A 13,869-nucleotide genomic window follows, 5' to 3' on the forward strand; every position below is an offset into this window, starting at 1 on the left:
GCGTCGTGCGCGCGCCTGACCCACTGCAATTGATTAATTCTTGAGCAACGCCTGGATGTCCTGCGTCAGGGCATCCACGCCAATATTGTTATTGGCCAGCACGCGCGACTCACCCTTGCCATCCAGCAGATAGAACGCCGCCGTGTGGTCCATGGTGTAGTTGCCGTCCTTGGTCGGCGCCTTGGCGTAGTACGCCTTGAACGACGCAGCCGTCTTTTTGACCTGGTCCGGCGTGCCGGTAAGACCCAGAAAACGCGGGTCAAATGCCGTCACATACTGCTTCAGTACTTCAGGCGTGTCGCGCTCCGGGTCCACCGAGATCAGCAGCACCTGCACGCGGTCCGCATCCGGGCCCAGCTTCTTCATGACCTCGGTCAGCTCGGCCAGTGAGGTCGGGCACACGTCGGGGCACTGCGTGAACCCAAAGAACACCACCACCACCTTGCCGGCAAAGTCAGACAATTGACGCGTCTTGCCGTTGTAGTCGGACAGTTCCATGCCGCGGCCCAACTGGGTGCCGCTGATGTCGCTGCCCTTGAATTTGGGAGCGCTATCGCCGCATGCAGCCAGAGCGGCGGTGAAAGCAGCGGCAACGCCCAGGCGCAGGGCCAGGCGGCGGGTGGCGGAAAACATGGACATCAACAACCTCCAGGGGGTCAGCGCAACAGGCCGACCCAGTGGTCCACCAGCAGGGCTCCGAACAGCAACGCCAGGTAGAGAATGGAAAAACGGAACATGCTGCGCGCCAGCTCGTCGCTGTAGGCGCGATACAAACGCCACGCATACGACACGAACATGCCGCCCAGCACCAGGGCCGACAGCAGATAGAGCACGCCGCTCATGCGGATGATGTAGGGCAACAGCGTCGTCGCCACCAGCGCAATGCTGTAGAGCAGAATATGCAGGCGCGTGAACTGGTTGCCGTGCGTCACCGGCAACATGGGCAGTCCGGCCTTTGCGTAATCGTGGTTGCGGTATAGCGCCAGCGCCCAGAAATGCGGTGGCGTCCAGATGAAGATGATCAGCACCAGTATCCAGGCTTCAGCGGGTACGGAACCCGCAACGGCAGCCCAACCCAGCGCGGGCGGCATCGCGCCCGACAAGCCGCCGATCACGATATTCTGCGGCGTGCGCGGCTTGAGGATGACGGTGTAGATGACGGCGTAACCCACAAAAGTGGCAAAGGTCAGCCACATGGTCAGCGGGTTCACCAGTGTGTACAGCACGAACATGCCCGCGCCGCCCAACAGGCCAGACAGGCTCAACACCTGAAACGCGGAAATGGTGCCTTGGGCGGTGCCGCGTCGCGCCGTGCGCAACATACGGGCGTCCACTTCCTGTTCGATCAGGCAGTTGATGGCGAAAGCGGCTGCGGCCAGCAGCCAGATGCCAACGGTGCCAAAGAGCACGTGGCGCATATCAGGAATACCCGGCGAGGCGAGAAACATGCCTATGACTGCGCAAAACACGGCCAGCTGCGTGACGCGCGGCTTGGTGAGTACGAAGTATTGGCGGAATAAACCGGGTTGAGGGGCGGCAAGACTGGTCATAGTGGACCCTATTTTAAACGCGCACCGAATTGGGGCCATAGCCCCCCGGCCGGCGCACATCCCGCCGTAGACAAACGCACCATCAGCACCACAGCAGCCAAGGTCAGGCCGGCGGCGCCCCCATTGTGCAGCACCGCGATCAGCAACGGCCACTGGAAGAAGATCGTCGTCAGTCCGGTAAATAGCTGTGCCGCCAGCAAAGCCAGCATCAGCGTGGCCGGGCCGCGCAGGCCCGGTTCGGCCCGCAACCGCCAGGCCAGTATGCCCAGATACAAAAACACGACAAAGGCGAAATTGCGGTGGACCCAGTGTATGGCCGTCAGCGCGGGCTGCGAGATCATTTCACCCGAAGGCAGTTCGCCCAATGCGCGTATCACCGAATAACCGCCATGAAAGTCCATGTCCGGCACCCACTGGCCGTGACACATCGGAAAGTCCATGCAAGCCAGCGCGGCATAGTTGGTGCTGACCCAGCCGCCCAATGTCACCTGAACCAGCAGCAGGCCAAAACCCACGGCTACCCACGGTTTCCAGCGAGCCGCAGCAGCAGCCACGGCCAGATGCGGGCGCTCCCGGGCAGACAGCCATGTCATCAGCGCCAGCACCGACAAGCCAAACACCAGGTGCGACGTCACAACCACCGGCATCAGCTTATGAGTGACGGTCCAAGCGCCAAACGCGCCCTGCACGCACACGGCGACAAGCGTGGTGATGGCAAGCGCCGGCGAGCGGCCCAGCTCACGCCGGTATCGCCACGCCATATACACAATGCCGATGATCAGCATGCCCAGGATGGTGCCGACGTAGCGGTGGATCATCTCGATCCAGGCTTTGGACAGCGTCACCGGGCCAAACGGCATGGCCTGGGATGCTTCGTGGATATCGCCCATGGCGCCCAGCGGCGTCACGCTACCGTAGCAGCCGGGCCAATCGGGGCAGCCCAAGCCCGAATCCGTCAGCCGCACAAAGGCGCCAAACATAATCAGGTCCAGGGTCAGGAACCAGGTGAAAAATACGAGCTTGCGATAACGCGCTTTGATGCGTTCCATATCAACCAAAAAAAAGAAAATGCCCCCACGCTGCGCGCCCTTCGGGCGCTTGCTGCCCCCCAAAAAGTGGGAGCAAGTTTTGCAACTCAACCAATCCGGGAGTTATAGACCAGCTTGCTGATGTCTTTGCGGACTTTCACCCCATCCGCTTCGGCAGGGTACTGCATCATCAGGTTGCCCAACGGGTCGATCACCCAGATCGGGTCCTGCAAGCCCGGCTGGCCGGCGGCGGTGTCGCGCGCCAGCAGGTAGCGCGCCAGTTGGTCCGGATTCACGCGCAGCATGACGGTGCCCTTGTAGGCTTCCAGTACCTTTTCCGGCACGGGCGCGTCATCGGTGATGAACCAAACCCGCGACAGGCGATCAACGTTCTTGCCCTGGCTGGCGTGGCTATTGCGCGCAATATAAAGCTTTCGGGCGCAACTTTCAGGGCATGCCGCGCCATCGGCCGCCACCAGCAGCCACTTGCCTTTCAGGCTTTGCAGATCAAAGGGCTTGCCATCCAGCGTCGTCAGCTTCAATTCGCTGGCCGCCGGCATGGGCCGCTGCGGCGTCACCAAGGTGCCGTAATTGCTGGAATCCGCCGGCCACCACTGGGGATTCATATACACCACAAAAGCCGCCACGATCGGCGCCAGTGAACACAGAAACACCAGCAGCATGGGCGTCAATGAACGCTTGCCTGCAGGCCGGGTAGATGAAATGTCGCGAGCCACTTTATATCCTGAAAGAATCGTTTATTAACGCGCCGGATCAGGTCTGGGACCCAGCCCGCGCGCGCTGGCGCATGCGCTTGATGGCGCCCCCCAGCACCACCAGCCATGCGATGGCGGCAATCAAACCAAACGCGAACCACTGCACGGCGTAAGACGTGTTCTTCTGAAAATCTACCGACGGCTGAGGCCAATCTCGCACCAGTCCGTCGTCGGCGCCCTGCGCAGTCTGCACGGGTTGCGCACCAAGGGAAGACGGCGCAGTCTGCGTAGCGGCAAGCGTCTGGCTCAGCACCGTGGGCAATAGATTCAGCCCCGTGGCTCGCGCGTAAGCGTCCAGCGGCAGATTCTGCACCTGCGGCACGCGCCCGCCTTCCACGGGCAAGGTTGCGGGCAAGCTGGACTGATCATGTCCGCCCATGGACCACAGTTCAAACATGCGCGGCACGCGTTCTGACAGCTCACCCGTAATGGTCAGTTCACCCGCCGGCGTGGCGGGAAGCGCGGGGTCACCCTGGCCCTGGATCACGCGCGGCAACCAGCCGCGCAATACCAGCACCGCCTGGCGTGACGACGTATCCAGCAGCAGCGGCGTCGCCAGCCAATAACCCGGCCTGCCATCGTGGTTGCGATTATCCAGCAGTACACTGAACTGCGGCAGCCACGAACCGCGGGCCTGGGCTACGCGCCATGCGTTCAAGGTGTCGGAAGGCGTTGCCGGGGTCAAGACAAGCGGTGCTTGCTTGCGGCCTGCTTCGATAGCAGCCAGAATGGCGCGTCGCTCATCGCTGCGGCGCAATTGCCACTGCCCCAGCGACACCAGAATCACCACAGCGATGCCAAGCAGAAGTAGGGCGGCTACCGTGAGCCTGGTTGAATGCGGTCTGGCCATGTGTCTTTACTAACTCTGATTTGTCCGGAGACCACCATGCGCGTTTTCGTCGTACTGGCCTTCATCGGTATTCTGGCCAGTCTGGCATCCGCCCTGGTCTACCTGATGCGGGACAAAGGTTCCACCAACCGCACCGTCAATGCGCTGACGATACGCATCGGGCTGTCGGTGGCCTTGTTCCTGTTTGTGCTGTTCGCCCATCACATGGGCTGGATCGAAAGCACCGGACTTAGATAGGCTGGCGGGACACTGGTTCCCGCTTGCCTCAAACGCGTGGCATGAACCCATCATCGTCTTGGGCCTGACTGCCGCCCATGAAGCGCAACAAGCCTTCAGGCAAGATGCCAGGGCAAAACACACACCTGTTGCAGCAACTACCGTGTAGCTGAGGCCGCCCATCGCCGCAGCGCTGCCTGATGGGTTACGCGCGCTGGCGCCGGGATTTTGCCCAGATGCTTTCGCGCGCCCCCATCCTGCAATTTCAGCCAGTTGCCGGTCAGAACCAATACACAAACAGGTACAGGCCCAGCCACACCACGTCCACAAAGTGCCAATACCAGGCCGCGCCTTCAAACCCGAAGTGATGGTCAGCCGTGAAGTGGCCTCGCATCAGCCGGATCAGAATAACGGTCAGCATGGTGGCGCCCAGGATCACGTGGAAGCCGTGGAACCCGGTCAGCATATAAAACAGCGAACCATACGCGCCCGAATTGAACTTCAGGTTCAGCTCGGTATAGGCATGGTGATATTCGGCGGCCTGACAGGCCACGAAGATGAAGCCCAGGATGACCGTTGCGGCCAACCAGAACATCGTCTTGCCGCGATGATTTTCACGCAGCGCATGGTGGGCGATGGTAAGCGTCACACCCGAAGACAGCAGCAACGCGGTGTTGATCGTGGGCAGCCAGAAGGGGCCAACCGTCTGGAAGTCTTCCACCACGCCGGCCGGGCCGAAGTTGGGCCAGGCAGCCTTGAAGTCCGGCCACAGCATCAGGCGATGGTCCAGGTCGCCCAGCCACGGAGTGGTGATGGTGCGGGTGTACCAAAGCGCGCCGAAGAATGCGGCAAAGAACATGACTTCGGAGAAGATGAACCAGCTCATGCCCCAACGGTACGAACCGTCGATGCGCTTGCTGTTCATGCCCGCTTCGGATTCCTGGATGGCGTCGCCAAACCAGTAATACAGCACCACGATCAAGCCAATAAATCCGGCCAGCACAGACCACTTGGCCCAGCTGACGCCGTTGATCCAGGCTGCGGCGCCCAGCCCCATGAACAACAGCGCCACCGCCGTACGCACGGGATGCCCCGAGTCGGCGGGCACAAAGTAGTACGGTGCCTCTTTACCTTGAACCGAGTGGCTTGCACTCATGGCTTTCTCCCTGGTACAGATTTATAGATTAAGTGAGTCAAGTCAGGCTGGCTACAGCCCAACGCACAATTAATACCAGCACAGTAACGAAGATAGCCGCTGCCAGCAGCCCGGCAAGGATCACGTGCACCGGGTTCAGCTTGGCGCTGTCTTCCCGGTAGCCCGCGCCCTTGCGCACGCCGAAAAACCCCCACGCCACCGCCTTCATCGTCTGAAGGAAACTCAGCTTGCGCCGAGAAGTTTCGTGCAGGTCGTCGCTCATGGCCTGGCCTTAGCTGACCGCGTTGCCGGTCAGCAGCGCTGAACCGCGCACCACAGTCCAGGCAAACACGGCGACAACAAAAGCCAATAGGACCAGTCCTGCAATCTTGTTACGGCGGCGCTGCTCGGGTGTCATTGCTGTGCTACCTGAAACATGAAAGGCTTGTTTGTTCACTTCACTTCGGGCGGCGTTTCGAAGGTGTGGAAGGGCGCGGGCGAAGGCACCGTCCATTCCAATCCTTCGGCGCCTTCCCACGGCTTGGCGGAAGCGCGTTCGCCCTTGCCTGCGTAGCAACGCAACATCGCCCACAGGAAGATCAGTTGCGACAGGCCGAACCAGAACGCGCCAATGGTGGCGATCTGATGGAACGTCGTGAACTGCGCAGCGTAGTCAGCGTAGCGGCGCGGCATGCCGGCCAGACCCAGGAAGTGCATCGGGAAGAAGGTCACGTTGAACGAGATCAGCGTCGACCAGAAATGCAGCTTGCCCAGCTTTTCGCTGTACATGCGGCCCGTCCACTTGGGCACCCAGTAATAGGCGCCGGCAAACAAGGCAAACAGCGATCCGGCCACCAGCACATAGTGGAAGTGCGCCACCACGTAGTAGGTATCGTGCACCTGGATGTCGATAGGCGCCACCGACAGGATCAGGCCGGTAAAGCCGCCCATCGTGAACACGAAGATGAAGCCGATGGAGAACAGCATCGGGGTTTCAAACGTCATGGAGCCGCGCCACATCGTAGCGACCCAGTTGAAAACCTTCACCCCGGTCGGGATGGAGATGAGCATGGTGGCATACATGAAGTAGAGCTGGCCTGTCACCGGCATGCCCGTCGTAAACATGTGGTGCGCCCACACGATGAACGACAGCACGGCAATGGAAGCCGTGGCGTACACCATCGAGGCATAACCAAACAGACGCTTGCGGGCGAACGCGGGCACGATGGCCGACACGATCCCGAACGCCGGCAAGATCATGATGTAGACCTCGGGGTGCCCGAAGAACCAGAACACGTGCTGATACAGGACCGGATCACCGCCAGCAGCGGCGTTGAAGAAACCCGTGCCGAAGTGGCGGTCGGTCAGCACCATGGTGATGGCGGCTGCCAGCACCGGCATCACGGCCAGCAGCAGGAAAGCGGTGATCAGCCAGGTCCAGCAGAACAGCGGCATCTTCATCAGCGTCAGACCGGGCGCGCGCATATTCAGCACGGTCACGATGATGTTGATGGCGCCCATGATCGAAGACGCGCCCATGATGTGCATCGCGAAGATGCCCAGATCCATCCCGGGGCCCATCTGCAAGGACAGCGGCGCATACAGCGTCCAGCCTGCGGCGGTGGCGCCGCCCGGCACGAAGAACGATGCCGTCAGCATGATTGCAGCCACCGGCAGCAGCCAGAAGCTGAAGTTGTTCATGCGCGCAAATGCCATGTCGGATGCGCCGATCTGCATCGGGATCATCCAGTTCGCAAAGCCCACAAAGGCCGGCATGATGGCGCCGAACACCATGATGATGCCGTGCATGGTGGTGAACTGGTTGAAGAGCTCGGGGCGGAAGAACTGCAGGCCCGGCTCAAACAACTCGGTACGCAGCAGCAAGGCCAGCGTGCCGCCTTCCAGCAACATGGCAAACGAGAAGATGAGATACATCGTCCCGATGTCTTTATGGTTCGTGGCAAAAAGCCAGCGGCGCCAGCCCGTGGGCATAGCGTGGTGGTCATCGTGACCGTGGCCGTGGCCCGGCGACACGTGGTCTACAGTGACGCTGCTCATGATGGACTCCTTCCTGCTGAGTGCCGGCCTCGTTCCACGAAGCCGGCAGGGTATCTCTAACTAAACGGAACCGGTTCTATCGGTCAGTGACGAGCGTTGCGCGTTCAACGCGCAGCCGCAACGTCCTTCGGTAGAACCGTCGGGTCCTGCCCCTTGCCTGCATTGCTCCAGGCATGGCGCGTATAGCTGATGACCGCTGCGATCTCGACATCATTGAGCTGCCCGCCGAATGCCGCCATGGCGGTGCCGGGCTTGCCCTTGAGCACGGTGTTGATCTGAGCCGCCTTGGGGCCCAGAACAACCTTGTCTCCGTCGAGTGGTGGGAAAGTGCCCGGGATGCCCTTGCCGTTGGCCTGGTGACAGGCCACGCAATTCGCTGCGAATACTTTTTCGCCACGGGCAACCAGTTCGGCTTCCGTCCACTCTTTATTAGGATCGTCGGCGTTTGCCGCCATTTTCTTCTTTTGGTCTTCAACCCACTTGTCGTAGTCGGCTTGCGCCAGGACTTCCACGACGATGGGCATGAAGGCGTGGTCCTTGCCACAGAGCTCCGCGCACTGGCCGCGATAGATGCCAGGCTTGTCGGCGCGGAACCAGGCGTCGCGCAGGAAGCCGGGGATGGCATCCTGCTTCACGCCAAAGTCGGGAATCATCCAGGAGTGAATAACGTCGGCCGCGGTCAGCACGACCCGGACTTTTTTATCCACGGGGACAACCATGTGGTTATCCACTTCCATCAGATAAAACTCGCCCTTGGGCTCGCGGTTTTCGATTTGCGCGCGCGGGGTCGACAACGTGGAAAGGAACTTGACCCCGGCGGCTGCGCCGTCCAGGTATTCGTAGCCCCACTTCCATTGATAGCCGGTGACCTTGATAGTCAGGTCAGGGCTGGAGGTGTCTTTCATGGCGACGACCGTCTTGGTAGCCGGCAACGCCATGGCAATGACGATGATGAAAGGGATGACTGTCCAGGCGACTTCTACGCCTAGATGTTCGTGGAAGGTCGCAGCCTTGTGCCCACGGGACTTCCGGTGTGCCCAGATGGAATAGAACATCACCCCGAACACACCGATGAAAATCACGATACAGATCGTGAGCAGCATCCAGTGCAGCCACATGATGTCGCGTGAAATTGAAGTCACGCCTTCATGCAGGTTCAGCTGATTGACCTTCGGGCCGCCGGGCATGTCTTGCACCTGAGCGCTGGCCACGCTGCCAATCAGCATCGCACAAGCTCCCAGTACCCCTCTCCACTTCTTCATGCTTACCTCGAAACACGACGCGAGGGCCCTTGTCGCCTAGTGGCACGGATGTCACTGCAACAGGACTACGCGCAATTATTAGATGGCAGGGCTAGGCAGGGAGATAGAGCGGCCCCCGCATTCCCACTCGAAATCACAAAGAAACTGGCGGATTATAGCGGAGACGCAAACAGATGTAAGACAAGGCTCTTGATTTAAGGGCGCATGCCCCCATCTGCACGCGCCGCTTGACCGCGCTCTATAAACAGGATGGCATAAACCGCAGCAAGACGCAGGCCGCATAAACCCGGTGGCTTAAAATCATCCGCATCCTATTCATACCGCCACACGATGCCCAAGCCGTTGCCCGATCTCTATGCCGCCCTGAGCGCACGCGCGCAGGAGCCTTCGCCGGAAGGCGCACGCGCTCTATATATAGCGGGGCGCCGCTGCGGCTGGGCCACGCACGCCGCCTGCGACGCATTGCGAGATGCGCCGCATATCCAATCGGACGGCACGGCGCTGCATATCGGCGCGGACATGACACCGGGTCCGGATCTGAATGCCGTGCTGGAACAAGCCGCCGAACTGTTGCGTCGAGCCAACTGCTTGCGCGGCTGGCGCAACGAACTGCTGGACGTGATGGACGGCGACGAATCGCTGGGCGTGATTGAACGGGCAGCGGTCAGGCCGTTGGGCTTGCTGACCAAAGCCGTGCACCTGAACGCGTGGACGCCCGACGGCCGCTTGTGGGTCGCGCGGCGCGCCCTGAGCAAATCCACCGATCCCGGAATGTGGGACACCTTGGTAGGCGGGCTGGCGGGTTGCGGTGAAGATCTGGAATTGGCGCTCGTGCGCGAATGCGGCGAAGAAGCCGGTCTGGATGCGCCCGATCTGACACAACGCACGCCGTTGCGCACCATTCTGCGCATTCACCGCCGCCTGCCCGAGGGTTATCAGGTGGAAGACGTACTGACCAGCACCTGCGTGCTGGCAGCCGACGCCCGGCCCGCCAACCGCGACGGCGAAGTCATGGAGATCGCCACGATTGATGTGGCGACCGCCGTGCATCATGTTGCCGAGGGCGAGTTCACGCTGGAAGCGGCGCTGGTAATCCTCGAAGACATCATGCAACGCCAGGCCGCTGGCCAGATCTGAACTTAGCGGGGCGCTACCCCCGGCTCGCCAAGCATCGGGTTCGCTGGCGTTTCGTCTTCTCGAAGTTCGCGAGCGGCTTGCGGGTCAATTGAAGGATGCGCCTGCGGTCCGTGAATCTCATGTGCAGGCGCCGGCTCGGAACCCGCCGCTTCTGCTGCCTCGGCCGCCTGCGCGGCGCTGGGTGCGGTAGCTGGCGCCGGGGTCGGCACGGCTGCGGCGGCGGAAGCCTGCGAGAACTGTTTCCAGACCTCGATTGCACGCAGACGTTGCTTGGCCACGACCTGAATGCGTTCGCGCAAATGCTCGTCGCGCGCCAGCAGGGCGTGGAAATCCCGCGACGTCAGCATCAGCAGCTTGCTGTAACCCAATGAGGTCACCTCTGGCGCAATCTGCTGCTCGCCCAGCAAGCCCAGTTCGCCAAAGAATTCGCCGCTGCCCAGCTCGATCATGGTGTTGTCGGGCAGGTGCACGGCCACGGCGCCCGACGCCACAAAGCACATCTCTTCGCCATGACGGCCCTTGGTCAGCACCTGCTGATCGGGCAGTGACAGCCTGGGCTTCAACAGCTTGCTGATCGCGCGCAGCGAATCGGGCGACAAGCCCTCGAACAACGGCACGCGCTTGATCAATTCGGCCGCGCTCATTTCGATATCCAGCGGTGGATGCGTGTCGATATGCGCCCAGCGGCTTTCCAATTGCGCCATCAGATCGGCATAGACTTCACCACTGATCAAAAATTGCTCAAGCATGTCGCGATAGCGCATGCGTTCCAGCTCGCGCGCTACGCGGCCCAAATAGCTTTCCTGCAACCACTGCGCATAAGACGGGTATTGCAGGTTCAGCGCCTGCATCGCGTTTTCAATAAGGTCCAGGCGGCGCTGATGCAAAGCAACAATACGCTGCGTCGCGTCTTCGCCCAGCAAGGGCGTGATCTGTTCGCGCGCGAACACGATCAGCCGCTGCGCCACTGAGCGCTTGCTCATCAGGTTCGCGAAGCGCTGGCCAAGTTCCCGGGCCAGCCAGCCTTGGAAGCCAAACACATAATGCATGCGCAGCGCCAGGCGGAAGGAGGTGGAATAGCGCACGTCGGCCACAATGGCGCGCTCGAAACCCGGCACGCCGCCCAGCCGAATGGCGTCTTCCAGCCGCTCCGCGCGAGCCAGCAGCGCCTCGGCCATGCGCCAGTCCACCAGCTGCGCTTTCAGAATGTCGAAGAACATTTCCTCTTCGCGCTGGGCCACAATGGCCAGCCCAACTGACACCCGTTGCTCGTCGCTCATCTGACTGACCTGGCCGTCATGCACGCTGGTCAGGCTGGCGTCAAACACGGCCCGGATACGGTCACGAACCTCGGTCCCGATGTGTTCGGTCTTGGCGACTTCGTCCGTTTTTCCTTGCAGGTCTTCCAGCGCCACGGCCAGCACCTGATTACGGATGGTGCGCTCCACCGGCGACAACTGGTTCAAGCCCAGCATACGTATCAACGGCCGCAGGCTGATCCCGTTAATGAACAACGTCAGCAGCACGTAGCTGGTGGTGGCCACCGCGATGAACTGGCGCGCCTCTTCCGCTACGCCAGTCTGCTCGGTCACGGCCAGCGCAAGCGCCAACGATACGGCGCCACGCAGCCCGCCCCACAGCATCACGACTTTATAGGGATTGCTGACCTTGGTTCCCAGCTTGGTCAGCCCCAGCAGCGGCAGCAGACCAAACACCACAATGGCGCGGGCGATCAGCGTCGCGACGAACACCACTGCCACCAGCACCAATTCCTGCCAATCCGCGGCGGCCATCAGCTTGGGAATCAGCATGGCCGCGAACAGAAAGATCAGCGAATTCGCCCAGAACCCGAATTGCTCCCAGGCACTGGACAGGTATTCGAACGTGGTGGGCGACATGCGCGTGCGGCCGGTGGAGCCGACAACCAGGCCTGCAATCACCGTTGCGACCACACCCGATACATTCAGATAGTGCTCGGAAATGAAGAAGGACAAATACGCCAGCGTGAGCGTCAGCGTGATCTCGGCCGTGGGAAATCCGCGCAGCCACGCAAACAGGAAGCAGGCCAGCCGTCCCATGGCGAACCCGGCAATGCCGCCGCCAATGAAGTGGACGATGAAGTCGTTGAAGATGCCGCTGACGGTCAGCTCTCCATGGCCGCTCAATACGGCCAGCAGCACCGAGTACAAGGCGATCGACGCCGCGTCATTGAACAGGCTTTCGCCTTCGACCAGGGTCGTCAGCCGCTTGGGCGCACCGACCTCGCGGAAGATTCCGACCACCGCCACCGGGTCCGTCGTAGCCACGATGGCGCCCAGCAGCAGGCAAACGATCAGCCCATAGGACGAAATCGCGTCCAGCGTCAGCCCGACCACGACCGTACACACCACAACGGCCACGATGGCCATCATGAGGATTGGCCCAATGTCGTCCATCAAACGCCGCACGTTCATGGATAACGCGGTCTCAAACAACAGCACCGGCAGAAACACCATCAGAAAGGTCTCGGACGAGATCTCGAAGCGTTCCAGCGAATCCAGAAAGTCGCCGATCCAGCTGGGCGCCCAGCCGTGGACGTGAATAATGATACCGAGCAGACAGCCGACGATAGCCAGCAGCACCGAGTACGGCAGCTTGAGGCGGCCAGCCAGCGGAGGCATGAAGCAAACCAGTGTGAGCAGACCGGCCAGGCCGAATACGAGAAAACCTACATCCATGGGTAGTGCCGCGTCCCGTTCATGAAGCTTGTGAGAAGTTTCACAAGAATAGCGGCTTTTTTCCGAGGGTCCGGGCCGAAAAATGGGAAGAATCGAAGAGAATGCACGTTTCGTTACCCCATTAGCCGCGTGCGATACATGCTGCGCGATGTTTTTTGGGTAATGTGCAATCGTACAAACTTCGCAGGAGCGGCTCTTGCCTCGCGCCCACTCCCTGGCCCGGCGCGACGACGCGCCCGCCATGCTCGTCCAGCTGACCGACAGCCATCTGTTTGGCGAACCCGACACCGCCATGCTGGGCGTCAACACCGACGCCAGTCTGCGCGCCGTCCTGCGCCAGATTGAAGCGGATGGCAAACATCCCGACCTGCTGCTGGCCACGGGCGACCTGTCTCAAGACGGCGAGGCCGCCGCGTATCGGCGTTTTGCCGATATCCTGCGCGCCAGCCCGGCGCTAGACCGCGCGCAGATCCGTTGTCTGCCCGGTAATCATGATCTGCCCGCGGTGTTGCGCCAGGAACTTCCTCAGTGGTCAGCGCCCGTCACCGATGTGGGCGCGTGGCGCATCGTGACGCTGGACACGACCGTGCCGGGTTCCAACGCCGGTCATTTGCCCGACAGCCAGTTGGATATGTTGGAGGCCGCGCTGGCCGAAGCTCCAGACCGGCATACGCTGATCGCGATGCATCACAACCCCATGCAAATCGATAGCCATTGGCATGATTCGATGATGATCGACAACCCGCAAGCTTTGTTTAAGCAGCTGACGCATTGGCCGCAGGCCCGCGTGCTGTTGTGGGGGCACGTGCATCATGAGTTCGATCGCCGCCGCCACAATCTGCGCATGCTGGCCACGCCCTCAACCTGCTTTCAATTCAGCATTCGCGACGGCAAGCATGCGGTGGATAACATGGCGCCCGGATATCGCTGGATCAAGCTTTACCAGGATGGATCAATGGCCACGGGCGTACGCCGCGTGCAGGATGCGCTGTGGTATTCGGCGCTGGCGGCAGACGATGCGCAAGCGGCTTGAGCGGGCGTAGGCTGAGTTGCCTGACAGATCAGGCGACGCGTGAGCGCGCGTCATCCATCGAGCGCTGCCGCGGCACCATAAAAAACGGGGCACCAAATAGATCTTTG

The 13,869-nt window shown here is 61.2% G+C and carries 14 protein-coding genes; 3 read left to right on the forward strand and 11 right to left on the reverse strand.

The genetic code is table 11. The features are described from left to right. Positions 1-33 precede the first annotated feature (33 nt). The 5 genes from RAS12_RS20605 to RAS12_RS20625 all read right to left on the reverse strand — a co-directional run bounded on the left by RAS12_RS20605 (position 34) and on the right by RAS12_RS20625 (position 4,204). A complete protein-coding gene (locus tag RAS12_RS20605; RefSeq protein ID WP_306939696.1) occupies positions 34-639 on the reverse strand; it encodes an SCO family protein in 606 nt (201 codons plus the stop codon). A gap of 17 nt (positions 640-656) precedes the next feature. After that, on the reverse strand, positions 657-1,550 hold the full coding sequence (gene cyoE / locus RAS12_RS20610) for a heme o synthase (protein WP_306939697.1): 894 nt from the start codon (positions 1,548-1,550) through the stop codon (positions 657-659). A gap of 8 nt (positions 1,551-1,558) precedes the next feature. Beyond that, on the reverse strand, positions 1,559-2,599 hold the full coding sequence (locus tag RAS12_RS20615; RefSeq protein ID WP_306939698.1) for a COX15/CtaA family protein: 1,041 nt from the start codon (positions 2,597-2,599) through the stop codon (positions 1,559-1,561). Between the two features lie 86 nt (positions 2,600-2,685). Continuing rightward, on the reverse strand, positions 2,686-3,261 hold the full coding sequence (locus tag RAS12_RS20620; protein WP_371321310.1) for an SCO family protein: 576 nt from the start codon (positions 3,259-3,261) through the stop codon (positions 2,686-2,688). Between the two features lie 91 nt (positions 3,262-3,352). Beyond that, positions 3,353-4,204 (reverse strand): SURF1 family protein, encoded by an 852-nt coding sequence (locus RAS12_RS20625; RefSeq protein ID WP_306939700.1) that lies wholly within the window; start codon positions 4,202-4,204, stop codon positions 3,353-3,355. A gap of 36 nt (positions 4,205-4,240) precedes the next feature. Here RAS12_RS20625 and RAS12_RS20630 point away from each other — a divergent pair, with 36 nt between their 5' ends. Further along, entirely contained in the window at positions 4,241-4,441 is a 201-nt protein-coding gene (locus RAS12_RS20630; protein ID WP_306939701.1) for a twin transmembrane helix small protein, read from the forward strand. Positions 4,442-4,700: 259 nt separating this feature from the next. On the opposite strand, the gene RAS12_RS20635 is transcribed toward RAS12_RS20630, so the two are convergent. The 5 genes from RAS12_RS20635 to coxB all read right to left on the reverse strand — a co-directional run bounded on the left by RAS12_RS20635 (position 4,701) and on the right by coxB (position 8,875). Next, complete coding sequence (locus tag RAS12_RS20635; RefSeq protein WP_306939702.1) at positions 4,701-5,576, reverse strand: cytochrome c oxidase subunit 3; 876 nt, start codon at positions 5,574-5,576, stop codon at positions 4,701-4,703. A 37-nt stretch (positions 5,577-5,613) separates the two neighbouring features. Next, on the reverse strand, positions 5,614-5,838 hold the full coding sequence (locus RAS12_RS20640) for a DUF2970 domain-containing protein (RefSeq protein WP_306939703.1): 225 nt from the start codon (positions 5,836-5,838) through the stop codon (positions 5,614-5,616). Positions 5,839-5,847: 9 nt separating this feature from the next. Then, a complete protein-coding gene (locus tag RAS12_RS20645; protein ID WP_306951545.1) occupies positions 5,848-5,973 on the reverse strand; it encodes a cytochrome c oxidase system small membrane protein in 126 nt (41 codons plus the stop codon). A 35-nt stretch (positions 5,974-6,008) separates the two neighbouring features. Beyond that, the gene (gene ctaD, locus RAS12_RS20650; protein ID WP_306939704.1) at positions 6,009-7,613 is read right to left on the reverse strand and encodes a cytochrome c oxidase subunit I; all 1,605 of its coding nucleotides are present in this window, start codon (positions 7,611-7,613) and stop codon (positions 6,009-6,011) included. 104 nt (positions 7,614-7,717) lie between these two features. After that, the gene (coxB, locus tag RAS12_RS20655; RefSeq protein WP_306939705.1) at positions 7,718-8,875 is read right to left on the reverse strand and encodes a cytochrome c oxidase subunit II; all 1,158 of its coding nucleotides are present in this window, start codon (positions 8,873-8,875) and stop codon (positions 7,718-7,720) included. Positions 8,876-9,205: 330 nt separating this feature from the next. On the opposite strand from coxB, the gene RAS12_RS20660 reads away from it, so the two are divergent. Next, positions 9,206-10,012, forward strand: coding sequence for an NUDIX hydrolase (locus tag RAS12_RS20660; protein ID WP_306939706.1), 807 nt, complete (start codon positions 9,206-9,208; stop codon positions 10,010-10,012). A gap of 2 nt (positions 10,013-10,014) precedes the next feature. Here the strand turns inward: RAS12_RS20660 and RAS12_RS20665 are convergent, their stop codons facing one another. Then, positions 10,015-12,729: a cation:proton antiporter gene (locus tag RAS12_RS20665; protein ID WP_306939707.1), complete on the reverse strand. Its 2,715-nt coding sequence runs from the start codon at positions 12,727-12,729 to the stop codon at positions 10,015-10,017. Between the two features lie 196 nt (positions 12,730-12,925). Between RAS12_RS20665 and cpdA the strand changes: the two genes are divergently transcribed. Further along, on the forward strand, positions 12,926-13,762 hold the full coding sequence (gene cpdA, locus RAS12_RS20670) for a 3',5'-cyclic-AMP phosphodiesterase (protein WP_306939708.1): 837 nt from the start codon (positions 12,926-12,928) through the stop codon (positions 13,760-13,762). Positions 13,763-13,869 lie beyond the last annotated feature (107 nt).

Origin of the sequence: Achromobacter seleniivolatilans, assembly GCF_030864005.1 — a bacterium.
Classification (GTDB): Bacteria; Pseudomonadota; Gammaproteobacteria; order Burkholderiales; family Burkholderiaceae_B; genus Achromobacter; species Achromobacter seleniivolatilans.